The sequence below is a fragment of the Neobacillus niacini genome (assembly GCF_030817695.1).
In the GTDB taxonomy this organism is placed as follows: domain Bacteria; phylum Bacillota; class Bacilli; order Bacillales; family Cytobacillaceae; genus Neobacillus; species Neobacillus niacini_F.
Genome location: NZ_JAUSZQ010000003.1, coordinates 386,507 through 406,833, shown reverse-complemented (window position 1 = coordinate 406,833; position 20,327 = coordinate 386,507). Strand labels below are relative to the sequence as shown.

Genomic DNA, 20,327 nt, shown 5'->3' with positions numbered 1-20,327 from the left:
AAACTATGAAATATGCTTTGGTTTTACTAATTACTTGGGGAATTGCTAAATGGCACCATGCAATTATCGTACAATAATTTTAAGATTTTTGTATTAGGAAACAAAGCGGAACGATGGCGCTGTTTACTGGAAGAGTTCGAGTGCTAGGAAACTTGAGTACAGCCATGAGTATTGAGACCATTTTACGTCGATACAATATTAGAAACCATTTTAAATTTATTTTGGGAATACTATCTGTTACAAGGATGCTATAGAGGCATTCTTTTTTATTTGGCGCTTTTTGAATGAAAAAGAATGTTTTTGAATATTTTTGATTGATTTTTGTTGTTTTCAATTGTAAAATAAAATTAGTAATCATGAAAGCGTTTTAGGAGGCGGTAATGATGTTAGAGCCAGAACGCCATCAAATTATATTAGAAGCATTAAAAATAAAAAATTCTGTAAAACTTCAAGAACTCGTGGAATTAACCAATTCCTCTGAGTCAACCATCCGAAGAGATCTAATACAGTTAGAACAAGGAAGATTTCTCAAGAGGGTTCATGGAGGTGCTGCAAGGCTCCAAGGAAAGCTGCAGGAACCAAGCATGATGGAGAAATCCTCCAAAAACCTTCAACCAAAACGTCAAATTGCACAATACGCCGGGAGCTTAGTAGAAGAAGGAGACTGTATTTATTTAGATGCAGGTTCCACCATATTTGAAATGATTCCTTTCCTTCCAGAAAACATCGTGGTCGTAACAAACGGATTAACACACGTAAATGAACTACTAGAAAGAAATATAAAAACTTTTTTAATAGGCGGCTATGCTAAGCCATCAACAAAAGCTTTAATCGGACGCGGGGCCTTAGATAGTCTAGAACATTATCGTTTCGATAAGTGCTTTATGGGTGTAAACGGAATTCACTCACAATTTGGCTATACCACTCCCGACCCTGAAGAGGCGATGGTCAAAAAATTAGCAATGTCATTATCTCGTGAAGCATTTGTGGTGTCTGATGAATCAAAGTTCTCAGAGATTGCTTTTGCAAAAATTGCTGACTTACATCTGGCAACGATTATCACAAATGAATTAGACCCTGATACCGAGGAGCAATATCACAGCAAAACAAAAATTAAGGTGGTTACATCATGATTTATACAGTTACGTTAAACCCATCACTTGATTATATCGTAGAGGTAGATCAGGTAACGCTGGGTGAATTAAACCGAACTAAGAATGAAACGAAATTTCCAGGCGGAAAAGGAATTAATGTTTCTCAAGTTTTAAAAAGATTAGACGTTGATAGTCGTGCGCTTGGATTTTTAGGCGGCTTTACCGGGGATTATATTGAAGAGTTTCTCACTTCGCACGGTATACAAACCGACTTTGTGAAGGTCGATGAAGATACAAGAATTAATATAAAACTCAAATCTGATAAAGAAACAGAAATAAATGCAAAAGGTCCCAATATTACAAAAGAAAACTTTGAGGCCTTAAAAGGAAAAATTAGAGAGCTAACAAGCGAAGATATCCTTGTTCTTGCTGGCAGCATTCCGTCAACTATGCCAGAAAGTACGTATGAAGAGCTTGTGAAACTATGTAACGAAAATGGCACGAAATTTGTTGTCGATGCGGAAGGTGAATTACTTAAAAAGGTACTTCCATTAAACCCCTTCCTAATAAAACCAAATCATCATGAGCTTGGTGACTTATTCAATACCGTTATAAATTCTTGTGAAGAGGTCATTCCTTATGCAAAAGAGCTTATAAGACAAGGTACTCAAAACGTGATCGTATCTCTTGCCGATAAAGGCGCTGTCCTCATTAATAAGGACCAGGCCCTAATTGCCACTAGCCCAAAAGGTGATGTAAAAAGCTCAGTTGGTGCAGGGGATTCCATGGTGGCTGGTTTTATCGCAACCTACGAAAAAACAAAATCGATAGAAGAAGCTTTTCGTTTTAGTGTGGCAGCTGGCAGTGCAACTGCATTTTCAATCGGATTATGCACACGCGAAAAAATGGAAGGCTTGCTCCCTCAAGTAAAAGTAGAAAAGTCGAACCTAAGAGGAGAATGATGATGAGAATTACAGAGCTATTAACAAAAGAAACCATCAACCTTTCATTAACAAGTACAACTAAGACTGGTGCAATTGAAGAGTTAGTAACCGTTTTAGACAATGCAGGCAAGTTAAATGACCGTTCAGAATATAAAAATGCGATTATCAATAGAGAAGAACAAAGCACGACAGGAATTGGTGAAGGTATTGCGATTCCCCATGCTAAAACAAACGCTGTTAAACATGCAGCGATTGCATTCGGAAGATCAAAAGCTGGTGTAAACTATGAATCTCTTGACGGTCAGCCTTCCCACCTTTTCTTTATGATTGCAGCTACCGAAGGAGCAAACAATACACATTTAGAAGCTCTTTCTCGACTTTCAACGATTCTATTAAAGGATGAAGTACGTAAAAAGCTTTTAGAAGCTAATAGTGCTGATGAGGTCTTAACAATCATTAATTCTTACGACCAAGAGGAAAAAGAAGAAGAACAATCGATGGCTGGCAAAAAACAATTTATCGTTGCTGTCACCGCTTGTCCTACTGGTATTGCTCATACCTATATGTCTGCGGATTCCCTAAAAGCGAAGGCAGCTGAAATGGGTGTTGATATTAAAGTTGAAACAAACGGTTCTGGCGGGGCTAAAAACGTTTTAACACCTGAAGAGATTGAAAATGCTGTTGCAGTTATTGTAGCAGCTGATACAAAAGTGGAAATGAATCGTTTTAACGGCAAACATGTAATTGAAACGGCCGTCGCTGATGGGATTCGTAAGCCAAAAGAACTCATCGAAAGAGCTTTAAAGCAAGATGCCCCAATATACAGCGGCACCGGCAAATCTAGTCAGGAAAGCGAACAAACTGGCGGAAGAGGATTCGGATCGACTATTTATAAGCACTTAATGAACGGTGTTTCTAATATGCTTCCATTCGTTGTTGGCGGCGGTATCTTAATTGCCATTAGTTTTATGTTCGGGATTAATTCAGCCAATCCTGATGATCCAACCTATCACCCAATAGCTGAAGCACTGATGACGATTGGCGGAGGAAATGCATTCGCGTTAATGGTTCCAATTTTAGCAGGATTCATCGCGATGAGTATTGCGGACCGCCCAGGTTTCGCTGCAGGTATGGTCGGCGGTATGCTGGCTACTAGCGGTGGAGCCGGATTTTTAGGCGGCCTTGTTGCAGGTTTCTTAGCAGGTTATTTAGTAGTAGGATTGAAAAAGCTTTTATCTGGTATGCCATCGTCTCTTGAAGGAATTAAAACCATCTTGTTATATCCTTTATTAGGGATTGCTTTAACCGGATTCATTATGTTATTTGTTGTAAATAAGCCTGTTGGTGCGTTAAATACAGCTATTTCTGAGTGGTTATCTGGTTTAGGTACAGGAAATGCTGTCTTACTAGGAATTATTTTAGGATTAATGATGTCGTTTGATATGGGTGGTCCGGTTAACAAAGCTGCCTATGTATTTGGTACAGGTTTATTAGCTAATGGAGTTTATGAGCCGATGGCTGCAATAATGGCTGCTGGTATGGTTCCTCCATTAGGAATTGCGATTGCTACAACAATATTTAAGAAAAAGTTTAGCAAACAGGATCAAGAAGCAGGTAAAGTGAACTATATTATGGGACTTTCTTTTATCACAGAAGGAGCGATTCCATTTGCAGCAGCTGACCCGCTTCGAGTTATCCCTTCTGTTATGGCTGGTTCAGCCGTTGCAGGTGCTTTATCGATGATGTTCAGTATTGGACTGCGTGCTCCACATGGTGGATTATTCGTTATCCCACTTGTTGACGGCAGCTGGATCATGTATTTACTTGCCGTTGTAATTGGTGCAATCGTTGCAGCATTGTTAATGGGCTTCTTGAAAAAGCCGGTTTCTAACTAAAAATATAAAACAGCCCAATTCCTTTTAAGGAAAATGGGCTGTTTTTTTATTTTTTGGACCTGTTATTATTTATTGTTGGTTTTTCGTGAAGGGTTGAGGATTCATAGGAGGAGAATTTCCGGCTATTGTATATAGAGGAACCTTAAGAAGCAGATATAAGCGGAGATATTCCGGTTAACTGCTTTAAATAAGACAAAATCCAATGATTTGGTTAAAATAAGCGGAAAAACTCCGCTTATTTTTAAGGAAATATGGGTATATCCCAATTTAAACGGAAATTCTCCGCTTATTTTCCAAACACAGTGAAATCAACATTCAGTTTTAACAGAGCCTATTTTTTAAGTAAATGACGAACAGCGTAGGCAAATCCGTCCTCATCGTTTGATTTTGTAATGATATCTGCTTTTTCTTGAATATTCAACGGAGCGTTTGCCATCGCAACAGAGGTATCTGCAACCTCAAATTGTGCAAGGTCATTTCCTCCATCTCCAAAAGCAATAATCTCATCAAATTCTAGGTTCAACATTTTTTGATAGCGCAATAATGCTTTTCCTTTATGCGCTTCGTTTGAAGTGATTTCAACATTATTAGGGAATGAAGATGCCATGGAAATATCGAACGTATCTCCAAGTGCCTTGTTAACTATTTCTACTTTTTCTAATTCGTCATGGTGTGTCAACGCAATTAATTTATAGATTTTCAACTGATCTTTTTCAAGAATTTCATCATAATTAAATTGTTCAAAAAGAGTATTGAGTTCCTCTTTACTTTTTTTATGCAATGGAGGTAAAGTGGACGGGAAGCCTCCATAATTGGTATAGACTAATATTCCAACACCTAGTCCCTTTAATATCGGGAAAATTTCTTTATATGTTTCAAGCGATATTGTCGCCTCATATAGCAGTTCTCTTGTTTCCGAGAATAAAACAGCTCCGTTGACACAAAAAATAGGAATCTGTAAATTTTCTAACGCTTTTAATTTAATGACATCGCCATAAGCACGTCCTGTGTTCAAAATAACAGAATGACCTTCTTCAAGTAATTCATTCATAGTTTGCAGGCTGGCTTCCGTTATATCATGTTCAGAATTTAACAAAGTGCCATCTAAATCGATTGAGAAACATTTCATCGGTGTAATCTTCCTTTCCCCTATCTTTCTTAAAAACTACTATATCAGATATTCGGTAAATTAAAAAAGTTTAATTCTGGAAGTAAATGACAAGGAACATCAGGCGTCTGATTGCCCCTTACCATTTTTTCTTTCCTTTAATATATCTTGAATGATTTCCATATGAAAAGCCGCCCATGCTTTTTCCCGAAAGTGTATCAACACACTGACCGCAAGTGCAACGATGTAAACAATACTAAAACCAGCCCATAGCCATTTTCCCTCATGAAATAAATAGGTAGATAATTGCTTTGAAAATAAAAGTAACAACCAGGGAGCAGAGGAAACCAAAATAGGAATCATTCCCGACCCGTTATATTCTTTTATCATGCGGTAATGAATCAATTGCAAGGTATTGCTGTCAAGTGAATTGTAAAGAGTTTGGATTTCTTCAATTTCTTGATATTCTTTCATATTTTTAATTGTCTCGCCATTGTGTACCGTTCGTTTCAAACGCAGAAAAACCTTGTGAGCATCCCCTTTTGTAGTAAACATCACCAGCGCATCCCTCCACTGTATAGGATTTCCTAGAGGGCTGTTCTTTTATTAAAAAATTTAATCAAGCGATTGATTAGTTTCTTGGGGGTTGAGGAACGGGGCTCATAATTCCTACAAAGTGTCTGAGAAAAATTGGTTTCATAATGTGTCATTAATACCAAAAACATACTCGTTCAGAGATAATGACTCCATGAAGCCTTCATGTGGCCTAAAAACGTGGTTGTTCTGAAATAATGGGTCTCATGAGCTTTAGTTAAAAAAATGATTATTTTTTCAAACAGAATGGCACTCATTTTGAGTGCCATATCTTCAGCTATTTCTAATTAAGTGCTATTTTACTCACCTTCGTTAACGACGATTTTATATCCTTCTTGCTTAGGTCCATCTTCGTAAACTTCTCGTGATACTATGTAAAAGGTTTCCTCTTTTTCGTCAGTGATTACCATTTCACTTGGACTTTTATCAACTGCTGCAGCGTCTAGACTAAAATAACCCATCCCTAACAATGAAACATCAAATGCCACATTCATCCCTCTTTTCTAGTTTTATTGCATTTTACCTTTTTTTATCTAAGGGTACAAGCTAAAATATTTGATTATTGGGTAGATAATTCCACTCACCAAAATCGGTTCCACACTGGAGGCGGCTATTTTATGTATTTTAAAAACTAATGCAAAAAGGATGGAGTTTCTCATTTAAGCAATATTCAATTCGTTGTCTAAAGTTTCCCCATGTGACCATTTCTAATGCTTCTTCTAGTTGAAAAAAACCTACTTCTAAACTTTCTAGACTGGTTGTAGGTACCCCGCCGACAGGTTTCCCTAAAAATAAGGTATTACAAATCGACCCCTCAATATTTTGAAAAATCCCACAAAACTTAACAACCTCAATATCGATCCCGGATTCTTCCTTTGTTTCTCTGATAACGGCGTCCGTTAAGGATTCCCCTTCTTCAACCTGACCGCCAGGCATTTCCCATCCTCTTCGCGGGCCTTTAATCAGTAAAATTTCATTCTTATCATTTAAAACAATTGCTGCAGCAGAAACAACATGTTTTGGTACCTCCATCTTTTCTCCTCCCACTCTGTCTTATAAATATAATCTAATCAATCTCGTTGTATTTGTCATTTACTTTTCATCCATACTATTACATGGAGGTGTAAATAATGCCAAAAAATAATCCAATTGAATTTACTGGAAAGGTTCTTAATCAAAGGAACCAACTCTCTGGTCCAGATGATCCCGGGAAAGAACGGGTATCCGGAACGACCGAAGAATGTTTCTATTCAGGACTCAACTGATAAAAAGGATCAATAATTTAACAGATTGGCTGCCAAACAGGCAGCTTTTTCTACGTCAGCCGCTTTCTTATTGACAATCCCCGCGAAAACAGTAACCACTCTTTCTACTTATTTTAATTACAAAACAATTTATAAAGTATTATAAACTATTTTAGTTGTTCACAAAGTTGTAATATATTGATAATTCAATGAATTGTTACCGTTTTCAAAAAATAAGAGTCGGAGGCGTTGAGAATGAAAATTAATTTTAAGAGTCTCACTACCCAGGTAATTCTGGGAATTCTTCTTGGTATTTCAGTAGGTTTTGTTTTTCCTGAGATTGGCTCACAACTAAAGGTTATTGCAGATGTTTTTATAAAACTAGTAAAAATGGTGATTGCTCCAATTATTTTCCTTACAATCGTAATTGGAATCGCAGGTATGGGGGATTTAAAGAAAGTTGGTAAAATCGGCGGGAAGGCATTGCTTTATTTTGAAATCGTATCCACTATCGCTTTAGCCATTGGGATTATTGTCGCCAATATTTTTAAAGCAGGAAAAGGGATTGATGCAGAAGCTGGAAAAGGCGACATCTCCCAATACACAGAAAAAGCAGCCGAAACAAGTCACGGATTTATGGATTTTGTGTTATCCATCATTCCTGATAGCTTCATAGGTGCTTTCGCAAATGGTGAATTATTACCAGTACTACTGTTAGCTATATTATTTGGTGCTTCTTTGGCCCACTTAGGTAAAAAAGGAAAACCTGTTCTTGAGTTTTTTGAAAAAACGGCTGAGGTGTTCTTCGGAATCGTAAATATGATTATGAAGGTTTCTCCTTATGCAGCATTTGGTGCTATGGCTTACACGATCGGAGAATTTGGTGTTGAATCATTATTCTATCTTGGAAAATTAATGGGCTCTGTTTATATAACAATGGCTTTATTCATTGTTTTAGTTCTTGGCGGTATTGCCAAATTGTTCGGTTTCAATATCTTCAAATTCATTGCATTTATTAAAGAAGAAATCCTTTTGGTCGTTGGAACATCATCCTCTGAAGCAGCTCTGCCAAAAATGATGGAAAAGCTTGAAAAATACGGTTGTTCAAAGCCGGTTGTAGGATTGGTTCTTCCAACAGGATATTCCTTTAACCTAGATGGAACGTCCATCTATCTCTCGATGGCCGCATTATTCATCGCTCAGGCCTATGGAGTGGACCTAACTATTTGGCAGCAAATCACGCTTCTTGCCATCCTAATGTTGACATCAAAAGGAGCAGCAGGCGTAACAGGATCAGGTTTTGTAACTCTGGCAGCCACTCTAGCCGTATTCCCAACCATTCCAGTGGAAGGAATGGCGCTTATCCTTGGGGTAGACCGATTCATGTCAGAAGCACGTGCCATCACAAACCTCATCGGAAACGGAGTAGCCACCGTCGTCATCTCCAAAACAGAAGGCGAATTCAAACCAATCCAAGAGGTTACGGACAAAAAACAAATCACAGCCTAAACCTGCAAAATGTGAGCCCCTCCGGCTCACATTTTTTATTTCCCTTTCCCTATCCACATTCCCTTTCCTTTTTACTACTGTCCGCCTGAGGTGGACAGTGTCCACGGGCGGTGCCTGTCACCGCATCTAATTTACATTTGTTGCTATTTACCCATCTTCTTTCTTTTGGTACCTTTATATATGGTACTAGATTGATAGTGGTACATTTTCTTTAGTTTTGTGGAGAGAAGGATATTTATGATTGTTGAATGGAAGTTGGTATTTGAGGTTTTTTGGACGTTTTTTAAGATTAGTCCTGTTACGTTTGGCGGGGGATTTGCGATGATTCCTTTAATCATAAAAGAGATAGTAGAAAAGAGAAAATGGTTAACACATGAAGAGATTACTGATGTCATCGCTTTGTCTCAAACAGTACCGGGTGCGGTTGCCGTGAATTCAGCGACCTTTATCGGGCATAAAATTGGCGGAATCAGAGGCGCTTTGGCTGCAATGATTGGCGTTTCACTTCCAACCTTTTTAATTGTCCTTTCTATAGGAGTGTCATATTTTTACCTGGATGATAATCCAAAGCTAGAAGCAGCCTTTGTTTCGATCCGTGTTACTATTGTAGCAATCATTGTGTATGCCGCCATTAAAATAGCAAAAACAGCTATATTTGATAAGACCACATTTTTCATAATGGCCGCAGGAGTACCAGCACTGTTTTTTATCCATCCAATTGTAGCCATCTTTCTTGGGGCGATTACAGGATTAATCGTGGTTTCCGTTAAGACAAAATTAGGCTGCATGATTGAAATGAAAAATAGTAAGGAAGAAGATCCAGCCAATGATCCTGAATATTACATGGGTGCCGGAATTTAAGAATAAGGGGGTGAACGGAATGGTATTGTGGGAACTTTTCCAAACCTTTTTTATCATGGGGTTTGTCTCATTTGGCGGTGGTTATGCAATGATTCCCATTATTGAATCAGCAGTAACAGAATACGGATGGATGTCTTCAGAACAGTTGACAAATATCATTGCAATTGCCGGTATGTCTCCTGGACCTGTTGCTTCTAATAGTGCCATTTTAATAGGTTATACAGCGGCAGGCATTAGCGGTGCTTTTGTATCTGCCATAGCCATTTTACTGCCCTCGCTTACCTTAGTGATTGGTGTTGCAGCCTTTTTCTTAAAATTGCACCATAATCCAGTGGTTGAGAAAATGTTTTATGGCTTAAAACCTATAGTAACAAGTTTAATTATTTTTGCTGCCATTAAATTTGCTTTAGCCAATAATCTGGTTACCATCGATTTATCCTTCCGTTCAATAAGCTTAGTCATCATCTTTGGACTATCCCTATTTGCCTTATTAAAACTTCGGTGGAATCCGGTTTATGTCATTCTACTCTCTGGCTTGGTGGGAGTAGCCCTATATTCTTGAATAATAAAAAAGTGGCAATTGCCACTTTTTCATAGATACATAGATATTTGTTTTAGCTTATCCTTTTTCAATGTGTAAAAATAAACTGGTCTACCAATTCCATAAGTTAATGATTCTTCTAGGACTCCAAGCTGGGTTAGATATTTCAAGTATTTTCGTACAGACACTCTGGAAATATATGTACTTTCGGCAATTTCGTCGGTTGAAAAAAGGGTTCCATCCTTTGATTTAATCACATTAATAATGTTCTGCAGCGTACTATTGGTTAACCCTTTAGGCAAAACCTGCGCTAATTCCCCAGAAGCCCTCTGATCACCATGAAGAATTCTGTCATCTAAATCTTCCTGATTAAGTACTTGTTTTCTTTCAAATAAGGCAGATTTATCTTTATATTTCTCCATTGCCTGACTAAATCGCTCAAACTCAAATGGCTTGATTAAATAATCTGTCACCCCAAGTCTTAAGGCTGTTTGAATTTTATCTGTATCAGCTGCAGCAGAGATGAGAATAACATCGACTGCCATCTTTTGTTCTCTAATATAATGAAGCAGTTCAAGGCCATTTGTACCTGGCATATAGACATCAAGCAAAATGAGGTTAACCTTTTCCTTTTCAAGAAACTCTTTGGCGTCCTTAACGTTATGCACAATGCCCAATAAACTAAAACCTTTTATTTCTTTTAGATATCGTTTGTTAAATTCCGCTACCATCGGGTCATCTTCAACAATTAGAACCTTAATCATGATTTCCCCCCTTAACCTCATATGGAATGGTGATATGAATCTCTGTTCCAAGCAGAGCTTTAGAATCTATGTTTATTTCCCCGCCTACGTTTTCAATGCTTTTTGAAACGAGATAAAGGCCAAAACCACGGTTTTCACCTTTTGTGGAATACCCTTTTTCAAGTACATTCCTTTGAATTTCATCAGGAATTCCGGGTCCTGAATCCGAAACTTCCAAGGTTAATAACTTATCCGAAAAATAAAGGGTAACATCTAGTGTTTTATCGGTAGAATTAACCATAGCCTCAATGGAATTATCTATTAAATTACCAAGAATGGTAATTAATTCATGGGTCATCTTAGGGTTTACTGGCTCAGGAATAACCGTAGGAACGTCAATGTTAAACTCCACTTGTTCTTCCCTGGCATAGCTTAATTTACCCATAAGAAAACCAGCCAGTGCAGGATCTTTAATCTGTTGTGTAATGTTTCCGAGCTCTTGGTTGTGGTGGCCGACTAACACACGAATATAATCTGATAGTTCATCGTAACACTTCATTTGAACCATTCCTAGAATTACATGAAGACGATTCATAAATTCATGGGATTGGGCGCGGAGTGCTTCCGCATAGGTTTTCACACCTGTTAACTGCTCTGCCAATTGATTAACATCGGTCTTGTCCCTAAAGGTAGATATCGCTCCAACTACCTCGCCATTTACAATAAGCGGAACCCGATTAACCAAGATGGAAACCCCGTTAATCATTTGTTCTTCATCCAGTACAGGTTTCCCTTTCTCCAGGACTTGATCTAGTTTTGTTGATGGCAGAAACTCATGGATTTTCATGCCAACCGGGTCCTTAGAAAGCCCTGCTTTTTTAAAAATTTGCCTTGCTGATCGATTTACCAGCGTAATGGTTTGTTCATTATCTACCGCAATAATTCCCTCATGTACAGATTGAAGCATGGTATTCCGTTCCACAAAAATCTTGGCAATTGCAAAAGGTTCTAGTCCAAATAGGATTCTCTTGATATACCTCGCTAGTAATACAGCACCAATGATACCAACAAGCAACCCTAGTATTGTAACCGTAAGAATACTTCGATGGCTTTTACCCAGAGCCGCCTCTACACTTTCAAGTGCAATTCCGACCGCAGCCACACCAATCTGGTCCCCAGTCTCATTGTAGATAGGTGTAAAGGCTCGTAAGGATTCGCCTAGTGTCCCTTTGGAGCTTGATACATACTCTTTCCCTTTAAGTGCCTCCTTTTCATCCCCGCCAACAAAGTGTTTCCCAATTTGTTCTGGATTAGGGTGGGACCTCCGTATTCCGTTCATATCCATAACTGTTATAAACATCATGTCAGTGGCAGCCTGAATACTTTTTGTATACTCCTGAATCTCCATAGATTTTTGGTCATCCTCTAATGCCTCGATAATAATATGAGAGGTTGCAACCGACCGTGAAACAAGCCTTGCTTTCTCCTCTTGATGTTTTCTGATATTCTCACTTACCGTACTACTTATCAATAAATCTGTAATCATTAATGATACAAGTACCACTATACAAACGAAGAAAATGATGACCGTGCTTAATTTAACCTTAAACGCCTGAGTCTGCACATAAAATCCCTCACTTTCAACTTTATCTATTATTTTATCAATATTTGCACTAGTAGGGAAAAGATAAATTATTGTACAAGCTGCAGTAACTGTGATTTTCTTCTTACCTTGAACAGTAACCTAAACGCAGCACTAATTGTTGCATTAGAAAAAGCCACAGATTTTCTCTGCGACTTAAAAGTATGTTAAAAACCTATGCTTTGTAATAAGGGGGAATCCGAAGCCATTCATGCTTATCCAAATACTGTTTTACAGTTAAACCAGCTGCTGTTTTCCTCAACATAATTTTTGAAAAAATTAATCCAACATCAGCTCGAATAGATTCAGTAAGCCCTTTAGAAGCATAATTAACACCCATAGCAAGATTATAGGACATTAAATTAGCTATTTCTTCATCGTTTAATTTAGCACCCTCAGGAATACTCCTAAAATCTCCTATCGGTTTTTCCGGTGTTGATTGCGGAAAGGGGACCCCTTCCTTCATAAGAAACTCTTTAAGCTCGTCTCTAATAGGTATATGCACGGTTTCTCTTATATCCTTTAAAATTTGTTTTAATTCCGGGTCTTGGGCCAGATTGTACCCAATTTCCTCATTTCGCATCGTTGTTTCTGTACCTAAAAGAAAAAACCATAGATTCGAAACTTCCATCACATTTAACGGTCTTTTCTTACCGTCCATAAATGGTTGAAATATATCTTGAATTAGTTCGAATACCTTCATGTTGAAAGATCCCACCAAACTTTTATTAGTTATGAAGGTAGCTTTTCCATTACGTCAATAAAGCATGCTAATTGAAATACTTTTTAAATAGTTTTTCCGCTGTACGGGTAGCTAATGCCTGCGTCGTCAGGGTAGGATTGACCCCGCCCAAACTATTGTAATGGACGCTGTTGTCAGCGATATATAACCGTTTTACTTGAAATGATTCGCAATCCTGATTAACGACAAAGCCCATACGCATTGTACTTTCAATATGAATCATCATTCCAGTTGGCCAATTTGACCATATTATTTTTTTTGCCCCCGCTTTTCGTAACAGGTCTGCTGCCATTTTAACCAGTTCGCTTCGTCTCCTGCTGGATTGTTTGGTTGGCTGATAAGTCACAACAGGAACAAATCCATTTTCATCACTAATTAACGGATCGAGAGTAATCCCGTTCCTCTGATCTACATCATCATCGGTACTCACCAAAATATTCAAAGTTCTACGGTAGGCGTCCATTGATTCTTTTAATTCATAACCGTATAGACGCCCCTTTATATCCCATGGATCATTCAGGTCAGGCTTGTTTAGGAAAGAGTATCCAGACTCACTCACTCCATAGAAAGAAGCGGTTAATCCCGGACTCATCCCAACCGACTGCAGCGCTCCAAGTCCGGGATAATCCATCCTTGCCCCACATGTATTCCCTACAAAGGGATTAATATCTGAAGTTCCCAATATTGGGATCAAATCTTTTTCATCAAATATTCCGGATACCCAATCCATATAATGATTAACCAATCCTCTCCCTACCCATGGATTATCAGGCAGTCCTGAATTTAACCAAAGCCGTGGACTTTCAATGCTTCCGGAGGCCATTACAATGATTTCTGCCCTTAGCTCTTCCTGCTCCCCCGTCCAAGTATCCCTAATATTGACTCCAATAGCATGGAGCCCTTTTGACGGGTTATTTTCTGTTACTATTTTTATAACAAAGGCATTTGGTCTAATACAGACATTTCCTGTTTTTAAGGCAAGTGGCACATAGCTGACATTTGTGGACCGTTTTGCAATTTTATCCATAGATGGGCCATGTGGACAGCCGTTGATGCAATGTCCCGCAAGCGTACAGCCTTCCATCCAGGATAATTGTTCGTCAGTGATGTTTGGATTTGTGATATTTTCATTAGGAGGCAAAATGGCATTCGGCTGCGGCCTATACCCTGGACCTGTCACATCCAGTGTAGGAATCAAATTCCATCCAGCCTTCTTTGCACCATAATAAAATAATTCTTCCTTTGCCGTGGTGGCAGCGAAGTTCACCGGTAATGTCGCTTCCACCTTTTCATAATATGGTACAAGTTCCCGGTAAGAAATCGGCCAGACATTATCGATTGCTGCTGGATATGCCCGGGGACAATTAGCCGTATAGGTTTGGGTTGTTCCTCCAACACCGGAGCATTGCCAAATTACGCCTTTTTGGTTAGCGTTCCGAAACCATTGGGAACGACTTCGATCCGCCGGTCCCCATCGAAACCTTCCTGAAACTAAATCATTCATATTCATTTCAAACTTGTTCAACAATTGTTTATAGAGCATGACATCCAAATCATCTGTTGTGGAACTGGATACTCCTCCGGGCTGTAAATTTGGATGGGGCCACTTTTTATTCCCGTACCAGGGGCCAGCTTCTAAAACCAAAACCTTTAATCCCTTTTCTCCCAGCTCTTTAGCTATAACTGCTCCTCCACCGCCAGCACCAATTACAATCACGTCTTGATTAGCCATTAGTCAACCACCTTCTTGTGCTGGATGATGGCTAAGAACCCGCGAAAATCCCGGTATCCAAAAGATGGGCCTGGATATTGGGTCAGTTCCCATCCAAGTGGAAAATATTCGACTCTTCTATATTCAGGAGAAAATAGTCGTGTTGTTCCGTACGCTGTCCATTCTGAATAGTAGCCAAACATGGGAAGTTCATTTAGTACATCCATCATATTTCGAACGAGTCCCGGGTTATTTTTGTATGGAATACTCAAGTTTTTAAGATTAATTTCTAGTCGTTCTATTAGGGTAATCGCCCTTAACCTATCTATTGGCGAAAGTGCAGAGAAAGGACCGCCGTTAGGATATGCTGTTACATTTAATGGATAAAGAATCTGCCCCTTCTGGATTAATTGGGCAGCTCCAGCGTCCAGCAATTCAGCAGTGGATTTCAACATGGAACTATTAACTAAATTAAGCTGCTCTTTTACCTGGAGAGAAATTGAATGATCTAATATCCAAATAACATACTCATAAACATGTAATTCCTGTGCACCTGCCACGTGAACAGTTCCTATATACTCTTTATATTTAAGATGGGTTGGAATGATAGCATGAACTAGTGCCTGAAAAGTGGACTTGATATAACGATTCAAAGAACGTTCACCTTCACTTATCCCCAACATTTTTCACACCCTTTATTTAAGAATGGGTTTCTTACCCTTCCTATTAATATTTATGTTTTCATTTTTCTATGTATGGAAATTAGTTGGTAAAGAAAATGCCCCTATCATTATATGAAAATTAATATGGCGAACAGTGATGACACTCTTTTGTATAGTTAACCATTCAGGAATAGAAAAAAGGACTGGGTATGATAATCATCGCCAGTCCTTTAATCGGATTTATATACTAATAAAATCAGCTATCAATATTCATTTCTAATTGTGATTTCAATTCATCTTGAATACGCTGTTGTTCTGCTATTGTTACGATTCCATAATAGATATTTTCAATCATTTTTCCTTCTAATTGTATGGTCAGCTGTTCGATGTTTTTTCCAGCTTCTTTATAATTCTTTTGAATGTTAATCATTTCTTCGAAGGTAAGATTCGTTTTGACATTGCTGCCAATCGCTTGAAAGATATCCGGGGCTTTCGATAAGCTTGAGATGCTTGCACCCTCTTTGATTACTGCTTGAATCACTTGGCGTTGACGTTCTTGACGGCCGAAGTCGCCATTCGGATCATCATATCTCATTCTAATAAAAGTTAGTGCTTCCTCGCCATTCAGATGAATCTTACCAGCAGGAAAATTAAATTCCTCTACTTCAAAAGCAAGATCATTCTCGACATTAATTCCGCCCACGGTATCAACAATATCCTTAAAACCTTCCATATTAATTTTCACATAATAATCTATTGGAATATCAAGGAACTCCTCGACCGTATCTACCGCCATTGAAACACCGCCAAATGCGTAAGCATGGTTGATTTTATCTTCTGTCCCCTTACCGACAATCTCTGTCATGGTATCTCTTGGAATACTCAGCATTTTTACAGAATTATTGTTTGGGTTTACTGTTAACACAATCATCGTGTCAGAACGGCCGCTATCCCCTTCCCGTTCATCCACACCAAGCATTAAAACAGAAAATGGTTCTTTCTTTTCTAAGGCTTCAGGCTGCTTCTTCTTACTTTGTTTGTCTTCGAGCGGTTCATGCATAGTTGCTGCTGCCTTATTAAATGAATGATAGACTGTAAACCCATAAATGCCACCGGCAATAAGCAGAATAAATAAAAACAAGCCTATTATATTTCGCCAGTTAAGCCTCCGCCTTTTTCTCGTTCTCATTTCATGGTCTCCTAACCAAAATCAGCATTTTAAAAATAGGTTACCAAAGGGTTGTGTCAAAGGAATTACAGGGACATGTCGATTTATTGTTTTTTACTTTACATATTTACTAGGTTATCGACATAATTTGGAGGAAATATTGTTAAACAAATGCTTAGTTAAAGTCAGATTCGCCCCTTTAGTAAAACCAACTTTATTTATTTCCTAGAAAATTTTTTGTCGATTAGTGATTTTCATTTCTTTCTAAAAGTCTACAAACACTGCAAAATATATAAGATTGCACTAAAAAAAGCCTGGGGAAAAACTTTATCCCCAGGCCATTTTTATTAGATCTATTTACCGATAAACTCTTGTGTCCAATAATTTCCTTGTGCAACATATCCAACACCAATATAGTTAAAGTTCGGGCTAAGGATGTTCTTGCGGTGCCCTTCACTATTCATCCAAGCTTTGACCACTTCTTCAGGAGTTCGCTGCCCCATGGCAATATTTTCACCTGCATATCGATACGAGATCCCGTATTTTTTCATCATATCAAATGGAGAACCGTATGTTGGGCTTGTATGGCTAAAGTAGCCATTTGCAGACATATCACGTGATTTTTCACGTGCCATTTTGCTAAGTGTTAAATCTACTTTAAGGGCAGGTAAGCCATTCTTTGCACGTTCTTGATTGGTTAGCTCCACCACTTTTTGCTCATAAACACTTAAAGCACTTGCCGTTTGTGTTGTTGTAGCTGGTTGTGTTTCTGTCACAGGCTGTTGCTGTTCAGGTTTTGGTGTCGTTGACTGAGCAGGCTGTTGTGTTGGTGCTGGTTGATTTGGTTGTGTCTGCACTGGCTGCTCAACTGAAAATTTATATCCAAAACTAGCTAGATATTTTTCTATTACACTATTAATTTCATTCAGATTTGATCCTTGATACACATAAACCTTTTCCTGAACAACAGGAATATAAGTAGCAGCCTCTGCTTTATTTAATGCTGGATTTGCCATTAAAACTGCGGCTGCAGCAGCTATGGTTAAAAGAGCCTTTTTCTTAATCATTTTAAATCCTCCTAAAGTTAGCGTTTTTAACAAATTCATCGTAACATATGATTTTTGTCATATTTTTGGGAGGATTTAACATATGTAAAACAATCTTAATTATTTATTGCTCCAAATCAGATTTTTCCACTAAAATACAAGCCTTTAAGAATATTCATTCATAATCTACCTGTATTCCATTTTAATGAACCATTACCAGTATTTGTATTAAAAAGAGGGTTGACAACTTCTAATAAGAAGAACGTTTTTAACAAATATTTCAGAAGAATATCATTACTAACAGAAATATTAATCTTAAAAAAATATCTTAAATTAAACTACTATTCACCATACGTACTATGTTAATATCTAACTACCAAACATAAGGGGTCACATTATGAATAATTCGAAAAAATCGCTATGGAAAGCATTAGTTAACAATGGTTTCTTAACATCGATATTCATATTGTTACTGGGAGTTATCGTGTTCATTTATGTACTGATTGATTAATCTAGTCGTTTTAGATAAATTCTATTTATTATAACTTTCAATGCCGCTAAAATATCATGATTTCATCAATTAGGAGTTTTTTTATCTTCTATGGCACTTCCTTCGATTGTCATATCTCCCACTACTTTGACTAGACGAAATGTCTCATTATAAAGTTTTTTAGATTTATATTTTTATAAAAAGGTTTCCTTTTATTAGCAACTCTTGTATACTAAAGTCAAACTTAATAGTAATAACTAGGGGAGTCCAATGAGTTGGGCTGAGAGGGAAACACTCTGAAGTTTCTTGACCCTTTGGACCTGATCTAGATCATACTAGCGTGGGGAAGTTAGAATCATAATCTCTATATTTATTGAGTATACTTCTACATACAAAGCCGGTCCATCCTTTATGGAATCCGGCTTTTTTTATGTACTTCATTTTTACCCACGTATTTTATTCTAGATCTCGGCCCTCTAATTTTAAAAACAAGGGAGAGATTTACACTATGTCAACCACTTCATTAAACGAAAAAAGTATTTCCATCATGTCTAGTTTTTCAGGTAGTAAAAAAGTTTACGTTGAGGGCTCACGGCCCGATATTAAGGTTCCAATGCGTGAAATTGAACTCAGTCCGACAGCTGGCACCTTCGGCGAAGAAGAAAATCCACCTGTTCGTGTCTACGATACCAGCGGACCTTATACGGACGCTAATTATTCAGTGGATATTACAAAAGGTCTCCCTGCTCTTCGAAGCACATGGATACATGAACGAGGGGATATTGAGGAGTATACGGGGAGGGAAATTAAACCTGAAGACAATGGTTACCAGGATGAGAATGATCCTCGCGCCAATCATAACGTTTTTCCTGGTTTAAAGCGTAAACCATTACGTGCAAAAAAAGGAAGAAATGTCACACAGCTTCATTACGCAAAGAAGGGAATCATTACTCCTGAAATGGAATTTATCGCAATAAGGGAAAATATGAAACCTGAATTTGTGCGTGAAGAAGTAGCTAGAGGGCGAGCCATTATTCCTTCCAATATCAATCATCCAGAGGCAGAGCCTATGATAATCGGGCGTAATTTCCATGTCAAAATTAATGCAAATATCGGAAATTCGGCTGTTTCTTCCTCTATCGAAGAAGAGGTTGAAAAAATGACATGGGCCACACGTTGGGGTGCTGATAATATTATGGACCTATCAACAGGTAAAAACATTCACACCACAAGGGAATGGATTATTCGCAATTCAGCTGTTCCTGTCGGTACCGTACCTATTTATCAAGCACTAGAAAAAGTAAATGGTGTTGCTGAAGACCTTACATGGGAGGTTTACCGTGATACCTTAATTGAACAAGCCGAGCAAGGCGTGGATTACTTCACCATTCATGCTGGTGTTCTTTTACGCTATGTTCCGTTAACAGCAAAGCGTTTAACAGGTATTGTATCCCGAGGTGGATCTATTATGGCACAATGGTGTCTTCACCACCATAAAGAAAACTTTTTATATACTCACTTTGAAGAAATTTGTGAGATTATGAAAACGTATGATGTTTCATTCTCCTTAGGAGATGGTCTACGTCCTGGTTCAATTGCGGATGCCAATGATGAAGCACAATTTGCGGAATTAGAAACTCTAGGAGAACTAACAAAAATTGCTTGGGAGCATGATGTACAGGTAATGGTTGAAGGCCCAGGACACGTACCAATGCACCTTATAAAAGAAAACATGGATAAACAACTGGAGATTTGTAAGGAAGCTCCTTTTTATACGCTTGGCCCACTTACAACCGACATCGCTCCTGGCTATGATCATATTACATCTGCGATTGGTGCAGCCATGATTGGTTGGTATGGAACGGCTATGCTTTGTTATGTAACACCAAAAGAGCATTTAGGTTTGCCAAATCGAGATGATGTGCGTACAGGTGTTATAACTTATAAAATAGCTGCACATGCAGCTGATTTAGCAAAAGGTCATCCAGGAGCACACAAAAGAGACGATGCCTTATCAAAAGCTCGGTTTGAATTCCGCTGGAGAGATCAGTTTAACTTATCTTTGGATCCAGAGCGTGCTTTGGAATATCATGATGAAACCCTACCTGCAGAAGGGGCTAAAACAGCACATTTCTGTTCAATGTGTGGACCGAAATTTTGCAGCATGAGAATTTCCCATGATATTCGGAATAACGCCAACAAGCTTGATACAATAGAAGCTATAGAAAAAGGAATGAAAGAAAAAGCTGAAGAGTTTAAGGAATCTGGCGGTAAGTTATATCAATAACGCTTTCCGTTATGAGGTGTTGGGGCCATTTTGGCACCCAACCCTT

At 38.3% G+C, this 20,327-nt stretch carries 19 protein-coding genes and 1 riboswitch; of the genes, 8 read left to right on the top strand and 11 right to left on the bottom strand.

Going from position 1 to position 20,327, the window contains the following annotated elements; translation table 11 throughout:
• Positions 1 to 383 precede the first annotated feature (383 nt).
• From QFZ28_RS25480 to QFZ28_RS25470, 3 genes are read left to right on the top strand one after another with little or no spacing between them, the layout of a single operon-like run.
• On the top strand, positions 384 to 1,133 hold the full coding sequence (locus QFZ28_RS25480; protein WP_307197424.1) for a DeoR/GlpR family DNA-binding transcription regulator: 750 nt from the start codon (positions 384 to 386) through the stop codon (positions 1,131 to 1,133).
• Positions 1,130 to 2,056, top strand: coding sequence for a 1-phosphofructokinase (gene pfkB / locus QFZ28_RS25475; protein WP_307197423.1), 927 nt, complete (start codon positions 1,130 to 1,132; stop codon positions 2,054 to 2,056). The genes QFZ28_RS25480 and pfkB overlap by 4 nt, the downstream gene beginning before the upstream one ends.
• Before the next feature lie 2 nt (positions 2,057 to 2,058).
• Complete coding sequence (locus QFZ28_RS25470) at positions 2,059 to 3,933, top strand: PTS fructose transporter subunit IIABC (RefSeq protein WP_307197422.1); 1,875 nt, start codon at positions 2,059 to 2,061, stop codon at positions 3,931 to 3,933.
• Positions 3,934 to 4,264: 331 nt separating this feature from the next.
• Here the strand turns inward: QFZ28_RS25470 and QFZ28_RS25465 are convergent, their stop codons facing one another.
• The 4 genes from QFZ28_RS25465 to QFZ28_RS25450 form a co-directional block, all read right to left on the bottom strand.
• The gene (locus QFZ28_RS25465) at positions 4,265 to 5,062 is read right to left on the bottom strand and encodes an HAD family hydrolase (RefSeq protein WP_307197421.1); all 798 of its coding nucleotides are present in this window, start codon (positions 5,060 to 5,062) and stop codon (positions 4,265 to 4,267) included.
• 99 nt (positions 5,063 to 5,161) lie between these two features.
• Positions 5,162 to 5,554 carry a hypothetical protein gene (locus tag QFZ28_RS25460; protein ID WP_307197420.1) on the bottom strand — a complete coding sequence of 131 codons (393 nt, stop codon included), beginning with the start codon at positions 5,552 to 5,554 and terminating at the stop codon, positions 5,162 to 5,164.
• Between the two features lie 380 nt (positions 5,555 to 5,934).
• Positions 5,935 to 6,123 (bottom strand): hypothetical protein, encoded by a 189-nt coding sequence (locus QFZ28_RS25455; protein ID WP_307197419.1) that lies wholly within the window; start codon positions 6,121 to 6,123, stop codon positions 5,935 to 5,937.
• A gap of 136 nt (positions 6,124 to 6,259) precedes the next feature.
• Complete coding sequence (locus tag QFZ28_RS25450; RefSeq protein WP_307197418.1) at positions 6,260 to 6,667, bottom strand: NUDIX hydrolase; 408 nt, start codon at positions 6,665 to 6,667, stop codon at positions 6,260 to 6,262.
• A gap of 98 nt (positions 6,668 to 6,765) precedes the next feature.
• Here QFZ28_RS25450 and QFZ28_RS25445 point away from each other — a divergent pair, with 98 nt between their 5' ends.
• From QFZ28_RS25445 to QFZ28_RS25430, 4 genes are all read left to right on the top strand, one after another.
• Positions 6,766 to 6,900 (top strand): hypothetical protein, encoded by a 135-nt coding sequence (locus tag QFZ28_RS25445; RefSeq protein ID WP_307197417.1) that lies wholly within the window; start codon positions 6,766 to 6,768, stop codon positions 6,898 to 6,900.
• Between the two features lie 234 nt (positions 6,901 to 7,134).
• Positions 7,135 to 8,388 (top strand): dicarboxylate/amino acid:cation symporter, encoded by a 1,254-nt coding sequence (locus QFZ28_RS25440; RefSeq protein ID WP_307197416.1) that lies wholly within the window; start codon positions 7,135 to 7,137, stop codon positions 8,386 to 8,388.
• 237 nt (positions 8,389 to 8,625) lie between these two features.
• Positions 8,626 to 9,249, top strand: coding sequence for a chromate transporter (locus QFZ28_RS25435; protein WP_307197415.1), 624 nt, complete (start codon positions 8,626 to 8,628; stop codon positions 9,247 to 9,249).
• 19 nt (positions 9,250 to 9,268) lie between these two features.
• Complete coding sequence (locus QFZ28_RS25430; RefSeq protein ID WP_307197414.1) at positions 9,269 to 9,811, top strand: chromate transporter; 543 nt, start codon at positions 9,269 to 9,271, stop codon at positions 9,809 to 9,811.
• A gap of 29 nt (positions 9,812 to 9,840) precedes the next feature.
• Here QFZ28_RS25430 and QFZ28_RS25425 read toward each other — a convergent pair whose 3' ends face one another.
• The 7 genes from QFZ28_RS25425 to QFZ28_RS25395 form a co-directional block, all read right to left on the bottom strand.
• Positions 9,841 to 10,554: a response regulator gene (locus QFZ28_RS25425; RefSeq protein ID WP_307197413.1), complete on the bottom strand. Its 714-nt coding sequence runs from the start codon at positions 10,552 to 10,554 to the stop codon at positions 9,841 to 9,843.
• Complete coding sequence (dcuS, locus tag QFZ28_RS25420) at positions 10,547 to 12,157, bottom strand: DcuS/MalK family sensor histidine kinase (protein ID WP_307197412.1); 1,611 nt, start codon at positions 12,155 to 12,157, stop codon at positions 10,547 to 10,549. The genes QFZ28_RS25425 and dcuS overlap by 8 nt, the downstream gene beginning before the upstream one ends.
• A gap of 193 nt (positions 12,158 to 12,350) precedes the next feature.
• Positions 12,351 to 12,878 carry a DUF3231 family protein gene (locus QFZ28_RS25415; RefSeq protein ID WP_307197411.1) on the bottom strand — a complete coding sequence of 176 codons (528 nt, stop codon included), beginning with the start codon at positions 12,876 to 12,878 and terminating at the stop codon, positions 12,351 to 12,353.
• 67 nt (positions 12,879 to 12,945) lie between these two features.
• Complete coding sequence (locus tag QFZ28_RS25410; RefSeq protein ID WP_307197410.1) at positions 12,946 to 14,649, bottom strand: GMC family oxidoreductase N-terminal domain-containing protein; 1,704 nt, start codon at positions 14,647 to 14,649, stop codon at positions 12,946 to 12,948.
• Entirely contained in the window at positions 14,649 to 15,311 is a 663-nt protein-coding gene (locus QFZ28_RS25405; protein WP_307197409.1) for a hypothetical protein, read from the bottom strand. The genes QFZ28_RS25410 and QFZ28_RS25405 overlap by 1 nt, the downstream gene beginning before the upstream one ends.
• Positions 15,312 to 15,546: 235 nt before the next feature.
• A complete protein-coding gene (locus QFZ28_RS25400) occupies positions 15,547 to 16,479 on the bottom strand; it encodes an LCP family glycopolymer transferase (protein ID WP_307197408.1) in 933 nt (310 codons plus the stop codon).
• Between the two features lie 332 nt (positions 16,480 to 16,811).
• Positions 16,812 to 17,525, bottom strand: coding sequence for a CAP domain-containing protein (locus QFZ28_RS25395; RefSeq protein ID WP_307197407.1), 714 nt, complete (start codon positions 17,523 to 17,525; stop codon positions 16,812 to 16,814).
• A 718-nt stretch (positions 17,526 to 18,243) separates the two neighbouring features.
• Positions 18,244 to 18,358: riboswitch (TPP riboswitch) on the top strand.
• A 144-nt stretch (positions 18,359 to 18,502) separates the two neighbouring features.
• On the opposite strand from QFZ28_RS25395, the gene thiC reads away from it, so the two are divergent.
• The gene (thiC, locus tag QFZ28_RS25390; RefSeq protein ID WP_307197406.1) at positions 18,503 to 20,281 is read left to right on the top strand and encodes a phosphomethylpyrimidine synthase ThiC; all 1,779 of its coding nucleotides are present in this window, start codon (positions 18,503 to 18,505) and stop codon (positions 20,279 to 20,281) included.
• Positions 20,282 to 20,327: the final 46 nt, after the last annotated feature.

Bases quoted from the DNA above. Each gene is read 5' to 3' on its own strand.
- QFZ28_RS25480 (WP_307197424.1), top strand. From the start codon at position 384: ATGTTAGAGCCAGAACGCCATCAAATTATATTAGAAGCATTAAAAATA.
- pfkB (WP_307197423.1), top strand. From the start codon at position 1,130: ATGATTTATACAGTTACGTTAAACCCATCACTTGATTATATCGTAGAG.
- QFZ28_RS25470 (WP_307197422.1), top strand. From the start codon at position 2,059: ATGAGAATTACAGAGCTATTAACAAAAGAAACCATCAACCTTTCATTA.
- QFZ28_RS25465 (WP_307197421.1), bottom strand. From the start codon at position 5,062: ATGAAATGTTTCTCAATCGATTTAGATGGCACTTTGTTAAATTCTGAA.
- QFZ28_RS25450 (WP_307197418.1), bottom strand. From the start codon at position 6,667: ATGGAGGTACCAAAACATGTTGTTTCTGCTGCAGCAATTGTTTTAAAT.
- QFZ28_RS25445 (WP_307197417.1), top strand. From the start codon at position 6,766: ATGCCAAAAAATAATCCAATTGAATTTACTGGAAAGGTTCTTAATCAA.
- QFZ28_RS25440 (WP_307197416.1), top strand. From the start codon at position 7,135: ATGAAAATTAATTTTAAGAGTCTCACTACCCAGGTAATTCTGGGAATT.
- QFZ28_RS25435 (WP_307197415.1), top strand. From the start codon at position 8,626: ATGATTGTTGAATGGAAGTTGGTATTTGAGGTTTTTTGGACGTTTTTT.
- QFZ28_RS25430 (WP_307197414.1), top strand. From the start codon at position 9,269: ATGGTATTGTGGGAACTTTTCCAAACCTTTTTTATCATGGGGTTTGTC.
- QFZ28_RS25425 (WP_307197413.1), bottom strand. From the start codon at position 10,554: ATGATTAAGGTTCTAATTGTTGAAGATGACCCGATGGTAGCGGAATTT.
- QFZ28_RS25415 (WP_307197411.1), bottom strand. From the start codon at position 12,878: ATGAAGGTATTCGAACTAATTCAAGATATATTTCAACCATTTATGGAC.
- QFZ28_RS25410 (WP_307197410.1), bottom strand. From the start codon at position 14,649: ATGGCTAATCAAGACGTGATTGTAATTGGTGCTGGCGGTGGAGGAGCA.
- QFZ28_RS25405 (WP_307197409.1), bottom strand. From the start codon at position 15,311: ATGTTGGGGATAAGTGAAGGTGAACGTTCTTTGAATCGTTATATCAAG.
- QFZ28_RS25400 (WP_307197408.1), bottom strand. From the start codon at position 16,479: ATGAGAACGAGAAAAAGGCGGAGGCTTAACTGGCGAAATATAATAGGC.
- QFZ28_RS25395 (WP_307197407.1), bottom strand. From the start codon at position 17,525: ATGATTAAGAAAAAGGCTCTTTTAACCATAGCTGCTGCAGCCGCAGTT.
- thiC (WP_307197406.1), top strand. From the start codon at position 18,503: ATGTCAACCACTTCATTAAACGAAAAAAGTATTTCCATCATGTCTAGT.